This window comes from Cohnella sp. LGH (genome assembly GCF_017671885.1).
GTDB classification, from domain to species: domain Bacteria; phylum Bacillota; class Bacilli; order Paenibacillales; family Paenibacillaceae; genus Cohnella; species Cohnella phaseoli.
In genome coordinates this window covers 7,082,048-7,103,836 of sequence record NZ_CP072117.1, presented here as the reverse complement: position 1 = coordinate 7,103,836, position 21,789 = coordinate 7,082,048, and the positions used below count along the sequence as shown (strand labels likewise).

The window sequence follows — 21,789 nt, the reverse complement described above, 5'->3', positions numbered from 1 at the left end:
ATCCCTCAAAAACTGCGGCAAAACCATTCCCTTTCCCCATTTCAATTGGTTATCTTTTTGACGTCTTTGGTTCAACTTAGATGGTTTTGCCTATAACTGTAGTCGTGCATTATGAACGGAGCGTGAACGGAATGTTACGAGATCGCGGTAGCTGCGATGCAGGGAGGAGAAGCGTTGATAAGGCAAGAATTTCTGGGGCGAAGGAAGTGCGGCGCGGCACGGCGCTCCGCCTTCCGATTCCGTTATTGAATCCCTCCGAGTTAGATGTACAATAGGGAGGAAATGTATTTGCATATGATTGTTTTCGTTTATATCAAATTAGTGTTTAATTACAATGGTTATTCCGTAGGTCATGGACCATCTTTTTGATCATTATTGACATCGAGGGGGCGCGACATGAAGATCAGATTGTGCGGAGCCGGCACGCTGCTGAGAGGGGCGGAGAAGCCGGGCGGCGGCATGCATCCTTCCTGCCACGAGCTTCTGTATATTACTGAGGGAAAGGTTCGGTTCAAGTGGAGAGGGAATATGTGCGAGGCGGAAGCGCCGGCCGTATTCATGCTGCCCGATTCGACGCCTCACGAGCTCGAAAGCTTGCAAACAGAGTCCCGTTTTCGGTTTTTGGAGCTGTTCGAGCCGGAGGATTTCCGGTTTACCGATCGTCAGGTGGACGAATGGAACTTCATGCAGGCGCGCAAGGACATGTACGCCAAAACGGTGCTTGCCGCTTCGGTCCTGCAGGCTCTCGACTTCGTCTATCATCTGCATACGACGGGAGCGGCCGGACAGGACGACGATCTGGAGGCGGTGTGCCTGCTCGAAATTCGCAAAATCTATCGGCTGATCGCACATATTTTGAGACTCTCCGCGAATTCCGGAGCTGCAAGTCCTTCTCGCAAGCCCAAGGTCGGGGCCCGCGATGCGGTGGACCTGGTTGTCGATTACCTCGATTGGCGCTATAAGGAGAACGTGACGCTGGAGGCGCTCGCTCAGCTTGTCGCGCTCGATCCGTCGTACCTCGTCAGGCTGTTCAAGAAGCATATGAATAAGACGCCCTTCGAATATTTGCGGGATCTCCGCCTGAAGGCCGCCGCCAGCTATTTGTCGGGCAGCGATCTGGCGATCGCGGACATCGTGCAGGAGACGGGCTTTAACAGCGTTCATCATTTTACAAGGCTGTTCAAGTCGTATTATGGGCAAAGCCCGGCAGAATGGCGCAAGCAGCTGCGAAGCTCCGAGTCCCGTTAAAGCGCTCTGTCGCCTAGCGCGGCCCGGCTCGATACTGCCCCGGCGTCATCCCCGTCGCCTGCTTAAACAGACGGTGGAACCGCTTGAGATCGGGAAGCCCGGACTGAGCGGCAATGTCGGCGACGGTTAAGGAGCTCAGGGAAGGATCGGCGAGCAGCATGCGGCTGCGGTCGATCCTTTCTTTGCGGAGCAGCGCCGAGAAGCTAAGCCCGGTTTGCTCTGCAAGATCGCGCTGCAGCTGCCTTTCGCCGATGCCGGCGTGCCTGGAGATTTGCGCCAGCGTAATCCTTTCGTGAAGCCGCTCCCGAATGTACTGCAGCGCTCGTTCGATCCGGTAAGGAACGGCGTCTCCAGCAACGGCGTCTGCACCCGGTTCCATGGCGCGCTCCATCCCGATCAGAAGCTGCAGCAGCAGGCCGACGAGCATCGTCTCGAAGCCGGTTCGCTTGCTCTCGAACTCGGCATGCAGCGACTCGAACAGTCGCCCGAATTCGCCGTTTGTCTCCCGCATCCGCAGCCAGCTGCCCGGCTCGGACACGAGCCGGCGGAAGCGGTACAATCCGTATTCGGCAGGCAGAAGCGAGGTCAGAAATCGAAACAGCTTCTCGTCGAAAATGCAGTTGACGATCAGCAGCGGCTCCTTGGCGCTTGGAGAAGACGGACGGAAGATGTGGGAGACGCCGACGGGCAGGAAAAACAGATCTCCCTGGGAGACGCGGATCGTCTCGTCGCCGATATAGTGGAATCCGCCGCCCGACCAGACGTAGCAGATCTCGATAAAATCGTGCTCGTGCTCGGGCAGGTCGAACCGCTCGCTCACTCTGTTGACGAAAATATTCAACCCGTTATGAAAGAATAGCTCTCCCTTTTCCAGCCAAATCCCCGATTTCTTCATCTTCATCCTCCGTTTCCGCCTTTTCATGTCCACTCGTCGCTGCTTGAATGTGAATGAAGTCATCATAAACCTATTCCAAGTCGCGATCAACCCATAACGTTACCCGCCCGATTTTCTACAATTAAGAGAGATTACATTGACGAAAGGTGTGTACCTATGAGCTGGCAGGCGTTATGGATATGGGGAGACGGAGAGGAAAGCCCGCGCAACGAGTGGAGATGCTTCCGCAAAACGTTTGACGTTCCGGCCCAAGGAGCGGAATCGGCTTCGCTGCGGATTTCGGCGGATTCAAGATATGTGTTGTTCGTTAACGGAACGCAGTTAGGAAGAGGCCCGGTACGGTCGTGGCCGTTCGAGCAGTCTTACGATACGTACGAGGTCGGCCATCTTCTGCGGGCGGGAGAGCCTAACACGATTGCGGCGCTTGTCCTCCATTTTGGGGTTTCGACCTTCTATTATTTGCGCGGGCGCGGCGGGCTGCTGGCCCAGCTCGACTATGGCATGGGCGAGGTCGGCCTAAAAACGGACGCCTCCTGGCTCACTTCCATCCATAACGGGCAGCATCCGAGATCGCCGCGCATGTCGTGTCAGCAGGCTTTCGCGGAGTATGTGGATGCGAGGGATTGGGACGGCAATTGGATGAATGCCGATTACGACGACTCGGGATGGACGGGCTCGGTAGAGCTGGGAGAAGTCGGAATGGCTCCGTGGACGTCCATGAAGCCTCGCGACATCCCGATGCTGACGGAAGAGCTTATTTATCCGGTTCGCGTCGAAGCGTTGGCTAAGGTAAGCACGTTTAAGCTGTCGACCGTCATCGACGTGCGCAGCGTCATGGCTCCGGGCAGCGAGGAGCATTCGGATATCGTGCAGTTCACCGGCTACGTCGCGACGACGATTCGGGCCGGTAAAGCTGCGCGTGCGACGCTGGGCTTCCTGGCTTGGGGAGAGTGCTTGAAGAGCTTCTCCTGGAATGGAGAGATCGTCGGGTCGGATCGCTTCTACGGCATTATGCCGGAGCGGTATGTGGACGTCGAGCTGAAGGAAGGGGACAATCTGCTGCTGATCGATGTCTCCACGGAGCGAGTACATCACGGCAAGCTGAACATCGGCATATATGCGGATGATCCGGCTGAACTGAGCTTTGTTTATCCGGGTGCGGGCGAGTCGGAGTCCGCGTTTCTGGCGGTCGGGCCTTATGATTCGGCGGTTAACTACGATCATAAGCCTTCACGCGAGGTAAACTGGGAGGACGAGGCGTACAAGTCCGTGCTTGGAGACGTAAAGGGAGCGGAGGACCTGGGGCGGTACGCGGCCGTGTCGAAGCCGATTCCGCTGAAATACGTGGCGGAGGCGGACGTCTTCGGTCTATGCGTATGGCGGAAAGACGATGTGAAGCTGGCCGTTCCCGCGCAGCTTCAGAACGCGGTCATCCCGCATGAGGAAGCGGGAGTCGTTCCTGTGTTCGAAGGCTTCGACACCGAGGTGCTGTTCGATCTGGGCAAGGAGTATTCCGGTTATCTGTCGTTCGAGATTGAAGCGGAGCCAGGAACGGTGCTGGACTGGTACGGCTTCGAGTACATGGCCGGAGAGTACCGTCAGCAGACGTACGGACTGGACAATACGGTTCGGTATGTAACCAAGGCGGGACGCCAATCGTATTCGACGCCTGTCCGCAGAGGGCTGCGGTATTTGGCGCTTAACGTGCGCGGAGCTTCCGCCCCGGTGAAAATATACAACGTCGCGTTCACGCAAAGCAATTACCCGGTCGCGGAGGTCGGACGGTTCGAATGCTCCGATCCGCTGCTGAACGACATCTGGGAAATCAGCCGGCACACGACAAAGCTATGCATGGAGGATACGTTCGTCGATTGCCCGGCTTACGAGCAGACGTTCTGGGTCGGCGACAGCCGCAACGAGGCGCTCGTCAGCAACTATTTGTACGGCGTACAGGACATTCTGAAGCGCTGCCTGCGCCTTGTTCCGGGATCGAAGGACCAGTCGCCGCTATATGCCGATCAAGTTCCGAGCGGATGGAGCAGCGTTATTCCGAACTGGACGTTCTTCTGGGCAATCGCCTGCAAGGAATATTACGAGCAGACGGGGGACAGGGCGTTTGCGGTCGAGATGTACGAGCATGTTCGTTTCACGATCGAGCATTATTTGCAGAAAATCGACGAAAATGGGCTCTTTAACGTCAAAGGCTGGAACCTGCTCGACTGGTCCCCGATCGATCAGCCGAACGAGGGCGTCGTGACGCATCAAAACCTGTTCCTGGCGCAGACGCTGCGCGTAGCCGCGGAAATGGGCGAGCTGTCCGGGGATGCGGAGGGAGCGGCCCGGTATCGCGAAGCGTCCGATCGGCTGGCGGCGGCCATTAACGAACATCTCTGGAACGAGGAGAAGCAAGCCTACATCGACTGCATCCATGCGGACGGCCGCCGTTCGAGCGTGCTGAGCATGCAGACGCAGGTAGTCGCTTCGCTAACCGGCGTTGCTCAAGGCGAACGCAAGCGGAAGATGGACGCCTATCTGTTCTCTACGCCGACGAATTTCGTGCAGATCGGAAGTCCGTTCATGTCGTTCTTCTATTACGAGGCTCTGGCCAAGGTTGGCGGCGTATCGGTCATTCTGGACGATATCCGCAAAAACTACGGCAACATGATTCGCCACGGCGCGACGACCTGCTGGGAGCAATATCCGAACTTCGCCGAAAACCGCGCCAACCCCGACGAGCTGACGCGCAGCCACTGTCACGCGTGGTCTTCCGCTCCGGCGTATTTCCTCGGCCGCGAAACGCTTGGGGTACGCAGCCTCTCGGCCGGCTGGACAGAGGTCGAGATCGCTCCGGTTCCATGCGGACTCTCGTGGGCTCGCGGCAGCGTGCCGCATCCGGCGGGCGGCAGAATCGATGTCAGTTGGACCGCGGACGAAGCGGCTGGGCGCATGCAGCTATCCGTCTCTTATCCGGCGGACGTGAGCGTGCGGATCAAGCTTCCGGAAGGCTTCGCGGGCGAGATCAAGGAAACGAAGCTGGAGCGTCTGGTTTGAGGAAAACATAGGTAGAACATCAACGGCTGTCCCGGAAGCGAGCAACTCCGCTTACGGGACAGCCGTTGATTTTTTTCCGGCATCTTAATTCCTTCCGAGGGTGTGGAATTTTTAGTAAATTTTATAGGTTTATGATATACAATTACTTTTATAACAGGAATTTTTTTCTAGTCAGGACTAAAGGATTGCTGTAGAATAAAATCGTCGTCAAAATTCGAGTGAAACTTCTGTTTTTACAGGGGAGGGAGTTTGAAGCTATGATATCGGGAACAGACGCCGGGTCTAGTCGTACAAGCCCGTTTAAGAGACGGATATTCGCTATACTAACCATCTGCTTTATTTTGATTTGGAGCTTGTCTTCAGCACAAGGGAACGTGCATGCGGCTTCCACATTGACCATCACTAAAGAGCCGGAGGATATTGAGGTGCCTGAAGGTTCCCCGGATCAAACGCTTTCTGTCGAGGCAACAGGCGATGGCCCCTTGAGGTACCAGTGGTATAGGTCTGATGGAGGCAGCACCTTTCTACTGCAAGGTAAAGAGCAATCCACATTAACGATCCCGATCCCGGCATCTGCCTTTGAGTCGGACTACTACGTTGTTGTTTCCGACGGTGTAACCAGTGTAACAAGCCGATCGGCCCACTTAAAAGTGAACGCGCTGCCGATCGCTCCCGAGCCGACGATTACAACACAGCCGGTAGGCGACGAGGATCTGGAAGAGGGCGATCCGAATCCGGTTCTCAGCGTTTCGGCAAGCGTCTATAGCGGATCATTAAGCTATCAGTGGTATCGCAATACGACGAACAGCACGTCGAGCGGTTTTCTTCTGAGCGGTCAGACAACGAGTACGTTAACGGTGTCGGCAGGCGGGGCTCACGATTCGTACTACTACGTAGTGGTGACGAATAGCGCGCCCGGTATGAAAACGTCAAGCGTAAAAAGCAACACTGCCCATGTACTCGTATCGGATGTTACTGCACCGTCCGTAGCGGTTTCATCGGCCATAAATAGGCCGACTGCGCAAGCTACATTTGCTATTAGGATTCTATTCAGCGAGCCGGTAACGGGATTCTCGGCGGCAGGCCTCTCCGTCGATAACGGCAGTGTCAGCAATTTTCAGGAAATAGGCGGTATACTGTACACGGCGGATGTTACTGCGGCAGCAGAAGGTCCGGTTACAATCGATATTGCCGCCAACGCGGCGCAGGACAATTACGGTCATGGGAACACGGCGGCAACGCCTTATGTCGTTACCTATGATACGACTGGACCCAAGGTGAATATTTCCTCATTGGCCGCGAATCCGACGAATCAGTCGTCGTTTGTCGTTACGCTGGCTTTTGACGAGCCGCCGCTCGATTTTTCGGCCGACGATATTGCGGTAACGAACGGGACGGCCAGCCAACTGCAATCGGCCGATGGCTTGACGTACACGGCAGTCATCCAACCGACAGCCGACGGAACGGTAACGGTTAATATGGCGGCGGGCGTGGTGAACGATGCGGCGGGCAACGTGGGCACAGCGGCGTCGACCTCGTTCAGCACTGTCTACGACGCTACAGCGCCAACGCTAAGCGTGACTTCGTCGGCAGCGAATCCGACCAACCAGTCTCCGTTCGAGGCGACGTTCACCTTCAGCGAAGCGGTCACCGGTTTTGTGCTAGGAGACATTTCAGTAACGAACGGAACCGCAAGCAACCTGGCTACTTCGGACAATGTGACCTATACGGCAGAAATTACGCCAGCGTCAGATGGGCCGGTAACGGTAATTGTTGCGGCCGGCGTGGCAATCGATGCGGCGGGCAACGCTAACTTAGCGGTTGCGACGCCTTACAGCACCGTCTACGACACTACTGCGCCCGTACTAACATCGGTGAGTATCTCCAGCGACAATACGTCGCCTTCACTTGCGAAGGTTGGGAATACGGTAAAGGTAACCTTCAGCGCGAACGAAACGCTGGCGAATTCGCCGACGGTGACAATTGCGGACCAGGCTGCCTCCCTGACAGAAGCTGCGGGCGTATACACCGCAGTCTATCAGCTGACCGGGGCCGAGGCGGAAGGCGCGATTCCTCTGCGGATTGCGTTTGGCGATCTGGCGGGAAATGCAGGGACAGCGGTCGTCGAGACGACGGATGCAAGCACTGTCGTTTTCGACAAGACGCCTCCGGTACCGATTATTTTAAGCCCGGGCAACCAAACGCGAACGACCGACAAACGTCCGGAGATTAAAGGAACAGCGGAACCGGGAAGTACGGTTGCGATTACAATCAATGGCAACGAAAGCCGCGTGCAAGCGGACAGTAACGGCGAGTGGCAGTTCAGGCCGGTAAATAACTTGTCTAATGGAACGTACACAATCACCGTTGACGCAACCGATCCTGCCGGGAACGAAAGCGAGGTTCAGGCCGAGTTGACCCTTGTGATTTATACGGAAAGTACATCCGGAGGCACTACGGAAAATACGCCCGAGGCTACCAAAGAAAATGAACCCGATCTCTATACGGACGTTTTGATTAACGGCAAAGCGTTTAAGCTCGGCAAGTTGACAACCAGCCGACAAAACGGCCGGTCCGTCGCAACGCTTACGATCGATGAGCGCGGACTGGAAAAAATGCTTGCGGGAGAAGGGCCGCGAGCAGTGCTCACGATTCCGATGAATACGGAATCCGACGTTCTGATCGGAGAACTGAACGGGCAAATCATTAAGACTCTGGAGCAAATGCAAGCCGTAATAGAGTTAAAAACAAAGCGAGCTACGTACAGGCTGCCTGCACAGCAATTTAACATCGATGACCTGGTTAAACAGTACGGCAATTCGATTAACCTGCACGACATTGTTGTACAGATCGAGATAGCAGCTCCGACAAAGGAAATGACGCAGCTGCTGGAAAGTGCCGCTAAGAAAGGATCGTTTACGGTTGCCGCTCCTCCTGCGAGTTTCACGATAAGAGCTTCGCATGCGGGCAAGATTGAGGAAATATCGAAGTTCAATACTTACATTGAACGAACGATCACTTTGCCGAAAGGTACAAATGCGAGCAAAATGACGACGGGAGTCGCGATTGAACCGGATGGAACGGTACGCCATGTCCCGACCCGAATTGAAGTTGTCGATGGGAACTATATCGCGCATATCCATAGTCTGACGAACAGTATTTACACTGTTGTATGGCATCCTCTTGAATTTGCCGATATGGCGAACCATTGGGCGAAAGAGGATGTTAACGATATGGGCTCGAGGATGGTGATCGACGGTTCAGGAAACGGACGGTTCAGTCCTGATGTCGATATTACGCGTGCGGAATTTGCGGCGATTATCGTGCGCGGGCTCGGATTAAAGCTTGAAAACGACCGGGAAGCGTTCTCCGACGTGAAATCCGCCGACTGGTACAGCGACGCCGTTCAAACGGCGTATGCCTATAGCTTGATCGACGGATTCGAAGACGGGACTTTCCGGCCGAATGACAAGATTTCACGCGAACAAGCGATGGCTATCCTTGCTAAAGCGATGAAAATGACAAACGGACCCGGAGCGGCAACCCTGACTGCCGAAGCGGCTGAAGAGACGCTGCGTTCCTATACGGATGCGGCCGATGCATCGGCTTGGGCCAGAAGCGGTATTGCAAGCAGCGTAAAATCCGGATTGATATCGGGCAGAAGCGAATCGGCGCTCGCGCCAAAAGCGAATATCACAAGAGCTGAGGTAGCGGTTATTGTCAAACGTCTGCTCAAACAAGCCGGCTTGATTTAAGCTCTGCTCATTCTCCCCACTACACAATCGTCTCGGCATAGCTGCGGCAGCTCGCAGCTTCTTATTCCGCCGAGGCGATTTTTCTTTTGTAATCGGTCGGATAGACGCCTACAAGCTTATGAAAGACGTTCGAGAAATATTGAACGTTGCTGAAGCCGACCGCAGCGGCGATTTCCCCCATTTTCAGATGGGACTCTTCCAGCAGTCGCTTCGATTTCTCGATGCGTATGCGATTGAGATACACGGAGAACATGTCCCCCGTCGTCTTGCGGAAAAGCTGGCCGAGATAGGCGGCGTTAAGGTTGAAGATGTCGGAGAGCGTCTTAAGGGACATCTCCTCTGCATAGTTTCGATCGATGTACTCAATCAGCTTCAAGACCGTCGGATGAGCGGCCTCCGTGTCGCCGGTTCTTACGCTTCCGGGAGCCTCCTCTGTCCGGAACGTCTCTCTGTAGCTCGCGGCTACGGAACCGTAGCCGCATACGACCGGGCCGAGCACGATGGAGACGTCCAGCTTCAAATAACGCCTCACATTGGAGGAGCAAGCTGCCAGCCTCTCTTCCAGCATCTCCTCCAGTTCGTCTCCGTTCATGCTTTCTTCGCCGCTCCACCCGAACAGGAGAATCGGCTCTCCATGCAAGCTCCGAAATGCAATGCAGCCCGCGAATCCGTTCATCGTCTCCTCGCAGACGTTCAGAATGGCCGAAGCAAGCAGGCCTGACGAAGCTTCCCCCTCCCGAGGCGGCCCCTCCTGAATCACTCTTGCAATTCGGTAGTGCTCGAAGGAGAGGTCGATCCCGAGAAATTCCGCGCGGCTGGTCAACTCGTCGTGCCCGATGCGGCCCGCGACCCAACGGAATAGGATGTTCTCCTTGACGATGCTGTAGTTCTGCCGGTGGTGAATCGAGAGCTGGATTTCGTGATCCAGCTTTTCGATCGTATTCAGCAAGGTGCTGGACAGCTCTTCCTCTTCAAGCGGCTTGAGCAAATAGTTTTCCACGCCGTACACGACGGCCTTCTTCACAAGCTCGAATTCGTCGTAGCCGCTGAGCACGATAAACTTGACGTTTAAGCCTCGGTTTTTCGTCTGGCGAATCAATTCCAATCCGTCCATGACCGGCATCTTAATGTCGGTGACGACGATATGAATCGAACTCTGCTCCAGCGCGCGAAGCGCTTCGACGCCGTTGCCGGCCATGGCGACGATCTCCGCGCCGTGCTCCTCCCAATCGATCACATATTGCAAGCCGTCCAGAATAAGCGGCTCGTCATCCACGATCAAAACCTTGTACATAATCTCGAAGCGCCTCCTTCGAACGGGCCAGAACGGTTACCTGGACTTCGGTTCCCCGACCCTTTTCGCTCATGATGTGTATGCCGCACTCGTCTCCAAAGATCAGTTTGATTCTCGCTTCAACATTGAGCAGGCCAATGCTTCCGGAGCCGTAAACTAGCGGTTGGCGGAGCTGCTCGGCAATGGAGGCCAGCCTGGCCTTGTCGATGCCTTCCCCGTTATCCGTCACGGAAATGACGATCGAGTCGCCGGCTCGGCGTCCGCGTACGGTAATGAGATTTCTCGTTTTGCCCAGATCGATTCCGTGCGCGATCGAATTTTCGATAATCGGCTGCAGCATGTGGCGGAACACGCCGAAATCGAGAATACCGTCCTCCACGTCGAATTCGATTTCGAGCCGGCCCTGGAAACGGATGTAGTACAGCTCCAGCAAGGATTGGCAGTAGTTCATCTCCTCGCGCACCGTGACGATCATCTCTTCTTTAATGCTGCTGCGGAACAGCTTGGCCAAAATTTTGATCATCTGCCCGACTTCCGTATCTCCCGATTTTAGCGCCTTCATCCGGATCGCTTCCAGCGTGTTGTATAGAAAATGCGGATTGATCTGCGATTGCAGGGCGTACAGCTCGGCGGTTTTCTGCTTCAGCTCCGAATCCTTCCGGCGCAGCTCCAGCACGAACTCGCGTTTAATGTAATCGTCCAGCTGCTCGCTCATCTGATTCAGGTTTCTGGAGATGATGCCTACTTCGTCGTGGTGTTCCTTAACCGGTATGGCGGTCAGATTGCCTTTGCGGATTTCCTTGATTCTGTACAGAACGTCCTTCAGTCGCCTGGAAAAATGTCTCGTGCTGAGAACCGTCAGCACAATGGTGACCAGAAGGCAGACCGAAGCGGCGATCAGCACCATCCGCGTAATGTAGCTAATGCCTTGATTGACCTCGCCAAGCGGAATGATCCCGACGGTGACGAAGCCGAATTCGTCGTCCTTGTTGACGTTAACGATCGATTCGCGGCCGTCGACGATGCGGCTGTCCGACGATTCCTGCACGAGGTCCCAATAAGGAAACGGCTGCTTGTAATATTTTCCCGAGGAATCGTAGACGACCTCTCCCTCCGTCGTCAGCACGAGCTGCGTTCCGATCAAATACTTGCGATAGGGCTCATAGGCGCGCCGGAACGATTCCGTATCGTAGGTCAGCAGCATGTACCCGGAAAAGCCGGAAGGATCGTTCGGGAAGCGAATGTAGTCGTAGACGGCATAGACGGTGAGCGGATCGCTTCCGCGAGAGCCGTCGAACGCGGGAAGAATGTACGTTTTTCGGGCGTTGATGTCGGCGGGGGTTCTATCCGTTAAAGCTTGGCGAACGTGCTCGACATAGTCGCTTAGCTTCGTTCCCGCCGAATACCGCGTCGCGCTCATCTCGTAGTCGAAGGTCCGATTCATCATCACCATATCCAGAATGTTCGTATCGCTGGAGAGAACGGTATCCATCATATAACGATTGACGTAGGCGGCTTTCTCGCGCAGATTGCCCGTCATCTCGCCCGGAGCCGCTCCGTGGCTGATGTCGGCGAACGCTTCGTAGACCGAATCCTTCTTGTCCGGATCGTTAAAGGTGTACAAACTCGTCATTCGATTTTTCAGGTTGCGATTCTGTTCGTGGAAGTAGTCTCCGACGAGTTGAAGCACCTGCTTGTTATAGGTGATCGCCTGCTCCTTCAGCAGGCCGGTAATATTCGTAACAATGATAAAAATAAGAGCGCTGACGGTGAGGAGGATAATGACGGAATAGAGGAGCAGCAGCTTATTGAAAAATCGATTCCGAATGTAATTGTAAAAGAGAGAGCGCATCGTTTGTCCCACCCTTCGTGTCTGTCGTGAAGTCGGCTTCTAGGCAGTAGAAATTTGACGAAGAGCGCCCGATTCCTGCCTTGGATCGGGCCTATCTATAGTTTTTATTACAGATTTGCAATCTTTACAATTGAGAGCGCATTCGGGCGTGCCCTATGATGTGAACTATAGAAAGGAGCGCCTAGGATGAACAAGACACAGAGAGCGGGCATGCTGCTGCTCATACTCCCCTTCGTCGCACTCGTATTCGTATTTAATTATTTGCCGCTGTTCGGCTGGTCGTATGCCTTTGTCGATTACAGCCCGGGAGTTCCGCTGATGGAGCAGCATTTCGTCGGCTTTAAGTACTTTCGGATCATTTTCGAGGGAGGCAACGATTTCGCAATCGTCATGCGCAACACGCTGGCCATGAGTATGCTGGGCCTTCTGACCTCGCCGCTTCCGATGATTTTTGCAATTGCGCTGGCGGAGGTTCGCGGAAAGTGGCTGTCCAAATGGATACAGACGGTGACAGCGATTCCCCATTTTATTTCCTGGGTGCTCGTATACGCGATTTTCTTTACGTTCTTCTCGCTGGAGGACGGGGTCGTCAACAAGCTGCTAATGGATATGGGGCTGATCGAGACCGGGACAAACATTCTCGGCAGCGACGGCTATGCCTGGTTTTTCCAGCTGATGGTTGCAACCTGGAAAGGAACGGGATGGGGAGCGATCATTTATTTGGCCGCCATCGCGGGCATCGACCAGGAGCTGTACCAAGCCGCCGATATCGACGGAGCGGGACGGTTTCAGAAAATCTGGTACATTACCGTTCCCAGTCTGATGCCGACTTATTTCGTTCTGCTGCTGCTGGCCATCTCGGGCATACTGAGCAACGGCTTCGAGCAGTACTACGTCTTCCAGAATCCGCTGAACATCGACAAGCTGGAAGTGCTCGACACGTATATTTACACGCTCGGAATCGCTCGGGCCGAGTATGCGTTCTCGACTGCAATCGGGGTGTTCAAGTCCATCGTGAGCATCGTCCTGCTGCTGTCGGCCAACTGGCTGTCCAAAGCGATTCGCAAGCAAAGCATCATATGAGGGAGTTCCAGCGAAAGGAGAATACCGCCCCATGAACAAGAGCTGGAGAGAATATCTATTCCAATTCGCCAACTCGGGTACGCTTCTGATCTTTGCGTTCCTGTGCGTCTACCCATTTTACTTTATCATCATCAATTCGCTTAGCCATCCGACGGAGAGCGCCAAGGGCGTCTATTTTTTCCCGAGGGAGATTACCCTGTCCTCCTATGAACAATTGATGCAGATTCCGACCATCTTTCAGAGCATCTTCATTTCCGTGGCGCGGACGGTCGTCGGCACGATCATTACCGTGTTTTGCAGCGCCTTCGTCGGCTACATGGTGACCAAGAAAGAGCTGCCGTTCCGCAGCTTCATCTATCGGCTGATCATCATTACGATGTTTTTCAGCTCGGGGCTGATTCCCTGGTACATGCTGATGAAGACGCTGTATTTGAAAAACAATTTTCTATTGTACGTTCTGCCCGGAGCGGTGTCCGCCTTCTTCATTATCCTGGTGAAAACGTACATCGAATCGCTTCCTTCTACGCTGGAGGAATCGGCTCAGATCGACGGAGCGGGTATTCTGACGATCTTCTTCAAAATCATCCTCCCGCTGTCGCTGCCGATTATCGCCTGTATCGCCGTCTTCACCGCCGTCGGGCAATGGAATTCCTGGGCGGACAATTTCTACCTCGTGACGGACAGCAGCTTGAATACGCTGCAATATTTGCTGTATACGAATCTCAAATCGAATATGGCGGATATCATGAGGACAAGCGCCTCCGGTACGACGTTGGGCGCCGACCTGGCAAGCACGGGCAGGGTGACGCCGATGTCAATCCGGTATGCGATCACGGTCATTACGGTTATTCCCGTCATGCTGATCTATCCGTTCATGCAGAAATACTTCGTCAAAGGCATTATGCTGGGCGCGATCAAAGGCTAAGCTGAAAATCTCCGGCTCTTCGCGGGAGTTTTCATATAAACTACTAGAATGAGAGGGGTATTGGAATGAGAACAAAGGTGACAAAGGGAGTCGCAGCGGCGCTTGCGCTAACGCTCTTGTTCGGCTGCTCGAACGGCAACGGCAATAGCGGCGGCAGCTCCGGTTCCGGCGAGGCCGGGGCATCGGCCTCCGCAGGAGGAGAGAAGCAGCAGGAGGTCGTCAAGATCAAGGTGGCCGCCAGCATCGCGGCGGCGGAGCCGAACGGGGTTATGCAAAATCCGGTCGCGAAAACGATCGAGAAAGAGCTCGGCATCCAGATGGACATGACAGCGGTCGGAGCCGATTTCGGCGAGAAGCTCAACGCGATGATCGCGAGCAACGATCTGCCGGACCTGTTCTGGGTTCCGGACCCGGCCAAGCAAATTCCGATGATGGTCAAAGCTAATCAATTGTACGAGCTTGACGATCTGCTGGCCCAGTACGGCGATAATATCACCTCCGATCCGAGCGGCAAGGCGATGATCGAGCTGCATAAGAAGACGTTAAGCCCGGACGGCAAGCTGTACACGATCGGCATGCTGAGAGGGGCGACGACCGCAGGCACTCAGCCGCTCGGCGCGAACTTTATTCGCTGGGATCTCTACAAGCAGCTCGGCTATCCGAAGCTGGAGAATTTCGATACGGACCTGCTTAACGTGCTGGCCGAGATGCAAAAGCTGGAGCCAAAAAATAAAGACGGGCAGAAGGTGTACGCGATCGGCGGCTGGTTCGCGGACGGTCTGGGCTGGGGCGACTGGCCGATCACCTACACGCTGTCCTTCACGGAGGGCAAAGGCTATCTGACAAGCGATCGGACCGTCTATTACGATCTGGCGACGAACGAGATTTCCCCGAACAACGATCTGAAGGACAAGAACGGCATGTTCTGGCGCTCTCTGAAGTTCTATAACAAAGCGAATCAGATGGGCATTCTCGATCCGGAGTCGTTCACGCAGAAGTCCGACAAATACGAGGAAAAAGTAAAGTCGGGCCGTTATCTGTACAACGTGCCGGGCTGGCTCGTCACCGATATCAACAGCCACTACGAGAAGGCGGGAATGCCGGATAAAGGCATGGTGGCGCTGCCGCCGATGAACACCGACGCATTCATGCTGATCAACAACTTGGCCTCCGGAGGACGGACGTTCGCGATTTCGAAGAACGCGAAGAACCCGGAGAAAGCAATGCAGCTGCTTAATTGGCTTTCTTCTTATGATAACGCCCGCACGGTCTGGAACGGACCGGAAGGCGAGAACTGGAACATGGAGAACGGCAAGCCCGTTCCGACCGACGACTATTTGCAGCAAAGCTCCAGCGATCTGGCCTTCAACAAGCGGACGGGCGCGCTAATGTATTACCACTTCGTCGGCTTCGGCAGCGGAACGGTCGATCCGAAGACGGGAGTGCCGGTTAACCTGTTCGAGTGGTCGGATAAGGCGGTCAGCCGTCAGCTGAAGCCGGTTCACCAAGACATGCTGGAGCACTACAAGGCCGATAGCCTGTTCGATCTCTATTCGTCCAAAGTCAAAGTGTATCAGGAGAATGCGTTGTACCGTCTCGGAGAGCTGCCCGAGAACTTGAAGACGCAAGGAACCAATCTGCAGAACTATACGTTCAAAAATATTTTCAATCTCATCCTCGCCAAGGACGACGCCGAGTTCGAGAAGCTGCAAAACAATTTCATCGCCGGGCTGGACGACTTCAAGGTCGACGATATTTTCGCTTACTGGCATGACAAAGCGGTCGAGCAGCAGCAAGAGCTTGCGCCAATCTTCGAGCTTCTGAAACAACAATAATCGGACCTAGGGCATACACGCCCTAGCGAAAGGGGACGTCTGGGATGGGAAAAAGGATGGCTTCATTGGGCTGTGCACTCGCGTTATCCGGTTCGCTGCTGCTGATTCCGGCCGAGCCGAGCTTCGCGGCTTCAGGCCCCAAGCTGTCGTTTGATCTGACCGCGCAAGGCCGTACGATTCATAATGCCTTTTCCGATATTAACGCCTGGGACTACGAGATCGATTGGACGACAAAAGCGGCGGGCAAGCCGGCGAATACGTTCGCGACCAACTACCCGTTCGTCAAGAACGTTCAGTTCATGACGGCAACCGGAGGCTGCTATGTCGGTTTCCCCGGCTGCAGCGCCAACCGCGACCTGTTCGCCGATCCATCCGACCGCACGACGCTGACGGATTACGACTTCTCCCGGCTGATCGGAGCGCTTCATCACGTCGTGGATCAAGGGTTGAAGCCGCACATCAAAACCGGCAACATCCCGATGAAGCTGTCCGATGACCCGGAGGTAGGCGTTATGGAAGCGAATCTTAAGCCTCCTAGCGACTACGATCAGTACTACGCTTACATTAAAGCGTTGGCCGATGCGCTTGTTGCGGAGTTCGGGCTTGCGGAAGTGAAAACCTGGACATGGGGCGTCTTTACCGAATACGAGAACCCGGAATGGTTCGACGACGGCATAAGTTCCGCATCCACCCAGACGGCCTTTTTCAAAATTTACGATTATACGGTAGCGGCGCTGGAAGACGCGATCGGGGCGTCCAACTTAACGGTCGGAGCCCATAGCATGACCGTAACCGAAGGATTATGGGACGAGCTGGCTTTCATCGATCACGTCGCGGGAGTCGGCCCGAACGGCACCAATTATAAGACGGGGCTGCCTGGAACGCAGATCGACTTTTTGACCGCATCGTTCTACGATTTGAAGCCGGGAGTCCGGATGCCGAACGGCAAAAGCTTCGTCGATACGATCGAGACGCTGCGCAAGCGCGCCGTCGCCAACGGGCTGGGGAATCTGAAGTACGGCATCGACGAAGGCCGCATCAACTCCGGCTCCGATTCCAAGGCGCTGTATTCGCGGATCGTCGCCCACAGCTTCCAGGGGTCTTCCGACGCCAAGCAGTTCAGGACGATGCTCGACTGGAACATCGATTGGTTTTCCGCTTGGGGACTGAGTACGGAAGCGATCTGGGGCGGCGTGCCCGCCGTCTCGACGCATATTGCCAATCTCGGCTACCGCATGGTTGGAGATAAGCGGCTGGACGGCGGCTTCTCGGGAGCGACGGCCGATCCGAGCAATGAAGTGAACGGCGTGGCGGGCTACAACGCCTCGACCGATACGGTTCATCTCATGATCTATAATCACAATAACGATATGAGCCGTACGACTGCGGAGACTCCCGCAGTTACGCTTCGCAATATCGCTCCCGTAGCGGGCAATACGGTTACAGTGAAGAAGTGGATCGTAGACGATACGCAAGGCAACTTCTGGCCTACCTGGTGGAACGACAAAGCGAACCGGGGAATTCCGGATTCGGCGTATTCCTGGTCCAAGTACACGATGGAAGTGCCGAAAAGCTTGAAAAACACCGCAGACCGGGATTACTGGTATTCGCGGGAAGCGGACTACAAAGCGCTGGCAACGCTGACGCCGGTCACGACGACCGTACCGCTCGTCGGCAATCAACTAACGCTTACGCCTGAACTCGACCATCATGGCGTTGTGTTCTACGAGATTACGAACGCCCGCAGCGCGGGGACGACGATCGTCGACGAGTTGGACGACTGGAGCAAGGCTGAGTCGCACACTTCCGGGCTTGTACTCGACAAGGCGAACGCCTCCGCTCTCGGAGATCGCAGCCGGGCGATACGGACGAATAACGGAACTACACCGCAGTCTATTATTTATCGCTTGGACGGCGCGACTCGGTTTAAGCTGACCGGATTGTTCGCGACCGACGAGGAGTCGGTGATTCGCAATTTCAAGTTCTACGCATCGTCGGACGGGTCCAATTGGACGGAGCATAACGGATGGGGCTATGCGGATTCTCCGATTAACGAAGGGTACTGGACGAAGCGGGTCTATACGCTTACGAAGCTTGCGGACAATACGAACTATGTAAAGGTCGAGTTCCCGACCGGGGGAGCGGTGGCGTACAGCCCGCAGATCGGGCAGGCGCAAATCTCCGACGTCCCGTGGAATTCGGCGCCGATCATTGACGAAATGAACGATTGGACGAAGGCGAGCGCGCACAGCTCCGGTTTGGTTTTCGATACGGCGCACGGAGCTGCGCTGGGCGATTCCAGCCGGGCGATGAGAACCTCGACGGGTTCGACTCCGGAGTATGCGATCTATCGCAGCGAAGCGACGGACCTTCAATTGACAGCGTTGTACGCGACAGATAACGAGCCGGGCATCCGCAACTTTAAATTCTACGCTGCGCCGGACGGGGCAACATGGGAGGAGCAGACGGGCTGGCACTACGCGGATTCGCCGATCAACGAGGGCGCCTGGACGAAGCGCGTCTATACGCTGGGCAAGCTTACGACGGGAACTCAGTTCGTGAAGGTGGAGTTTCCGACGGGAGGAACGCTTTCCTACAGTCCGCAGCTAAGCCAAGTTAAGCTGAATACGGCTTCCATGGTCAACTTCGCCAAGGGCGCCGCGGCGTCGGCGTCGAACACCGATACGGCTAACGGCTATGCCGCTGAGAAGGTTAACGACGGAGCCGCCACGACGGATTGGAGCGGCTGGGCGACGGACGGAACCGCGCTGCCGCAATGGGTGCAACTGGACTTCGGTGCGGCGAAAACCTTCAGCCGGGTCGAGCTGTACACGACATCGGGCTATGCCATTAAGGATTATCAGATTCAATACTGGAACGGCTCGGCATGGGTCGATTGTTTGCCGGCAATCACGGGCAATACGTTCGATCACCGGACGCATACGTTTGCGGCGGTAACCGGCTCGAAGCTGCGAGTTCTCGGCACGAGCGGGCCGGCGAACCAGCCGGAATACCTCCGGGTAAACGAGATCGAGGTGTATGCGGAGTAAGCGTAGAGATAGGCAGAGGGCGTGCTATCCCGTAAACGAGCGGTTTTCGGGAGCGGCACGCCCTTTTTTTTCTACAGCTGACCAATTCGCATACATGAACTCGAAGGAAGAATGAAACACCACTCGAATAGACCTCTCCTGCTGCCCGGTATGCCAATACGTGAGTAGATTCGTTACGTCTGTTAGTCGCTGCTTGCGAGGCCAAGAAAGTGCCTCCACGCCGCCCCAGGCGCGGAGCGAAGGCCAAGAAAGTGCCTCCACGTTCAACAGACGGGGACTCGCAAAGTCCGCTGACAATATGGGTTCTTCTCTTGCCGCCCAGCGAACCGTTACCCGAGAAGATTCAATGTATACCGATTGGTCAGTCGTAGTTTTTTTTGAAGCGAAGGAGAGAGATTCATTGAATAAGCAGCGAATTAAAGAGCTTGCCGCCGACTATGCGACGGTGTACGAATCGCCCGATCCGAGGGGCGTGTATGCGTATAGCCCGGGCATCGCCGTCCTTCCCGGAGGACGCTTGCTTGCCACATTGGACCTTGGAGGTCCCGGAATGCCGAACGTGGAGGGACCGAAGCGGGTTATCGAAGGCGGCTGGCTGTGGTTCGGCAAAGCGCTGACCTCGGACGACGGCGGAGGGACGTGGACGCATCGCGTCGATTTTCCGTTTATGCATGCACGGCGTTCGTCGCGGGAGCTTCCGTATACATCCTCGGCCACTGCCGCGATCTGATGATTATGAGATCCGACGACGGGGGCGAAACCTGGAGCGAGCCGCAGGCGTTGACCGAAGGGCAGACCTGGCACCAAGCGCCGTCCAACGTGCATTATTCGAAGGGGAACGTATACCTGGTCATGGAGCGGATTACAAGCCCTGAGCGGGAAGGCTGGCCGGTCAGCGTCATGGCTCCGGTGCTGCTCCGCGGCAGGGAGGCTAATGACCTAACCCGCAGGGAGAGCTGGACGTTCGCTTCGGAGCTTGCGTTCGAGCATGCCATTCCCGAGGAGGAGCTGAATTATTTCGGCATTCCGTTCTACCCGGTCGAACGGGGCTCGTCGAACGAGCTCGCCCCTGGCCGGGTATGCTTTCGAATGGGGTGGCTGGAGACGAACGTCGTACAATTCGTCAATGAAAACCATTATTTCTGCGATCCGACGGGCTCCACCTTTCATCTGTGGATGAGGGCGCACACAGGAGGCACAGGCTTCGCGGCGATTGCCAAAGCGGTCGAGCAGCCGGACGGAAGCATCGCGACGATGCTGGAGCGGGCGCCATCGGGGCGAAAGAGGCCTTCGTTCCGTGTCCCGGCGGGCAGATGAAATTTCACATTCTTTATGATGAAGCAACCCGTTTGTATTGGCTGCTCAGCACCCAAGCGACGGACAGTATGACGAAGGCGGAGCGGCTTCCTCCCGGCAGGTTCAATCTTCCGAATAATGAAAGAAATCGGCTGCAGCTCCACTTTTCGAAAAACGGCTTCGATTGGTGCTTTGCGGGCTTGGTGGCGAAGACGGAATCCGATAGAGAGGCGAGGCACTACGGCAGTATGGCGATCCTCGGCGACGACTTGCTCGTGCTGAGCCGCTCGGGAGACGGTCAAGCCGCGTGTGCGCATAACGGAAATCTGATCACGCTACACCGGGTGCGGAATTTTCGGGAGTTGGTCTACTGATCGGAAATCGAGTTCTTCCCGGTCTACGCCCCATTCGACGTATGGGTATTTTGTGAAATGTCCCGATACCTCTATCGAATGTCCGGATTGTTTTATTTTTTTGGCTTCGCCGTTTGCTATACTGGATCTAACGAAAGGACGGGGAGGAAGCCGGATGAACGAAATCTTGCCTTTATTCCGATCGGCCGTTTACGGCATCGATCCGTCGTTTCCGTTTCATATCGAGCGCAACGTGCACGACCGTTACACGCAGCTGCAGCTCCATGCGCACGAATTCGTCGAGCTGGTGTACGTCGTCGGCGGAACGGCCAAGCATCGCATTCGTTCGACGGTGTTCGGCGAGCAACGATACGAAATCTCTGCCGGCGATATTCTGATCGTGAATCAAGGAGAGGAGCATACGTACGAGCTCGCTCACGAAGAACGGCTGGAGATTGTAAATCTGCTGTTCGCGCCGGAGTTCGTCGACGATTCCTATCTGCACGCTCCGGGACAGTCGCAGCTTCTCGATTTTTTCTATGTCCAGCCTTACTTGAAGGAACCGGCCAGATTCGCGTCCAATCTGAAGTTAGGCTTCCGCGGGGCAGGGGAGATCGAGCAGATCATCGGAAAAATCGAGAACGAATTCGGCGCGAGACGGCTTGGCTATCAGGCGTTGATCCGGCTTTCGTTTAACGAGTTGATCGTGCGCCTAAGCCGCTTCTACTCGGAAAGCGTGGGTACGGGGCGGAACCGGGACGTTCACTCCAGCGCGAACGAGTATATCCGCAGGGTCGTCGGTTATGTCGAACGCCGTTATCAAACGGACATCGAGATCTCCCATCTCGCCAAGCTGGCTTGCTGCAGCGAACGTCAATTGACTCGGTCCTTCCGGCAGGCGACAGGCGAATCGGTTGTCCGCTTCGTTCACGCTCTAAGGATTGAGAAGGCGAAAGCTCTGCTGGTCCGATATGGGGATACCGTCGCGGAGATCGGCGCGGTTGTCGGTTTTCGGGATGCGGCTTATTTCATTAAAGTGTTTAAGCGGCTAACCGGAATGACTCCGAAGGAGTACCGAATGGAAAGCCAGCTTGCCCAATCCGGGGAATAGCCGCATGCGTTGACGGGAAACCGAACGCATAAGCGTTATTT

14 protein-coding genes are annotated in these 21,789 nt (G+C 55.4%); 11 read left to right on the top strand and 3 right to left on the bottom strand.

Going from position 1 to position 21,789, the window contains the following annotated elements; all coding sequences use genetic code 11:
* The first annotated feature begins 396 nt into the window (after positions 1-396).
* Positions 397-1,248, top strand: coding sequence for an AraC family transcriptional regulator (locus J4772_RS29335; protein WP_209072599.1), 852 nt, complete (start codon positions 397-399; stop codon positions 1,246-1,248).
* A gap of 13 nt (positions 1,249-1,261) precedes the next feature.
* Here the strand turns inward: J4772_RS29335 and J4772_RS29330 are convergent, their stop codons facing one another.
* Positions 1,262-2,149 carry an AraC family transcriptional regulator gene (locus tag J4772_RS29330; RefSeq protein WP_209072598.1) on the bottom strand — a complete coding sequence of 296 codons (888 nt, stop codon included), beginning with the start codon at positions 2,147-2,149 and terminating at the stop codon, positions 1,262-1,264.
* A 150-nt stretch (positions 2,150-2,299) separates the two neighbouring features.
* Here J4772_RS29330 and J4772_RS29325 point away from each other — a divergent pair, with 150 nt between their 5' ends.
* Together J4772_RS29325 and J4772_RS29320 are read left to right on the top strand one after the other, a co-directional pair.
* Positions 2,300-5,194 (top strand): family 78 glycoside hydrolase catalytic domain, encoded by a 2,895-nt coding sequence (locus J4772_RS29325; RefSeq protein WP_209072597.1) that lies wholly within the window; start codon positions 2,300-2,302, stop codon positions 5,192-5,194.
* Positions 5,195-5,619: 425 nt separating this feature from the next.
* The gene (locus J4772_RS29320; RefSeq protein WP_209072596.1) at positions 5,620-8,949 is read left to right on the top strand and encodes an Ig-like domain-containing protein; all 3,330 of its coding nucleotides are present in this window, start codon (positions 5,620-5,622) and stop codon (positions 8,947-8,949) included.
* Positions 8,950-9,010: 61 nt separating this feature from the next.
* Here J4772_RS29320 and J4772_RS29315 read toward each other — a convergent pair whose 3' ends face one another.
* Together J4772_RS29315 and J4772_RS29310 are read right to left on the bottom strand one after the other, a co-directional pair.
* Complete coding sequence (locus tag J4772_RS29315; protein ID WP_209072595.1) at positions 9,011-10,243, bottom strand: response regulator; 1,233 nt, start codon at positions 10,241-10,243, stop codon at positions 9,011-9,013.
* Positions 10,218-12,095, bottom strand: coding sequence for a sensor histidine kinase (locus J4772_RS29310; RefSeq protein ID WP_209072594.1), 1,878 nt, complete (start codon positions 12,093-12,095; stop codon positions 10,218-10,220). Before J4772_RS29310 ends, J4772_RS29315 begins: the two co-directional genes overlap by 26 nt.
* Before the next feature lie 186 nt (positions 12,096-12,281).
* Between J4772_RS29310 and J4772_RS29305 the strand changes: the two genes are divergently transcribed.
* The 8 genes from J4772_RS29305 (at position 12,282) to J4772_RS29270 (ending at position 21,748) form a co-directional block, all read left to right on the top strand.
* The gene (locus J4772_RS29305) at positions 12,282-13,178 is read left to right on the top strand and encodes an ABC transporter permease (RefSeq protein ID WP_209072593.1); all 897 of its coding nucleotides are present in this window, start codon (positions 12,282-12,284) and stop codon (positions 13,176-13,178) included.
* Between the two features lie 31 nt (positions 13,179-13,209).
* Positions 13,210-14,103, top strand: coding sequence for a carbohydrate ABC transporter permease (locus J4772_RS29300; RefSeq protein WP_209072592.1), 894 nt, complete (start codon positions 13,210-13,212; stop codon positions 14,101-14,103).
* Positions 14,104-14,168: 65 nt separating this feature from the next.
* On the top strand, positions 14,169-15,938 hold the full coding sequence (locus J4772_RS29295) for an extracellular solute-binding protein (protein WP_209072591.1): 1,770 nt from the start codon (positions 14,169-14,171) through the stop codon (positions 15,936-15,938).
* A 44-nt stretch (positions 15,939-15,982) separates the two neighbouring features.
* Positions 15,983-18,988, top strand: coding sequence for a discoidin domain-containing protein (locus tag J4772_RS29290; RefSeq protein ID WP_209072590.1), 3,006 nt, complete (start codon positions 15,983-15,985; stop codon positions 18,986-18,988).
* Between the two features lie 400 nt (positions 18,989-19,388).
* Complete coding sequence (locus tag J4772_RS29285) at positions 19,389-19,718, top strand: hypothetical protein (protein WP_209072589.1); 330 nt, start codon at positions 19,389-19,391, stop codon at positions 19,716-19,718.
* On the top strand, positions 19,628-20,305 hold the full coding sequence (locus J4772_RS29280; RefSeq protein ID WP_209072588.1) for a hypothetical protein: 678 nt from the start codon (positions 19,628-19,630) through the stop codon (positions 20,303-20,305). The genes J4772_RS29285 and J4772_RS29280 overlap by 91 nt, the downstream gene beginning before the upstream one ends.
* Positions 20,302-20,658 (top strand): hypothetical protein, encoded by a 357-nt coding sequence (locus J4772_RS29275; RefSeq protein ID WP_209072587.1) that lies wholly within the window; start codon positions 20,302-20,304, stop codon positions 20,656-20,658. Before J4772_RS29280 ends, J4772_RS29275 begins: the two co-directional genes overlap by 4 nt.
* Positions 20,659-20,812: 154 nt before the next feature.
* The gene (locus tag J4772_RS29270) at positions 20,813-21,748 is read left to right on the top strand and encodes a helix-turn-helix domain-containing protein (RefSeq protein ID WP_209072586.1); all 936 of its coding nucleotides are present in this window, start codon (positions 20,813-20,815) and stop codon (positions 21,746-21,748) included.
* Positions 21,749-21,789 lie beyond the last annotated feature (41 nt).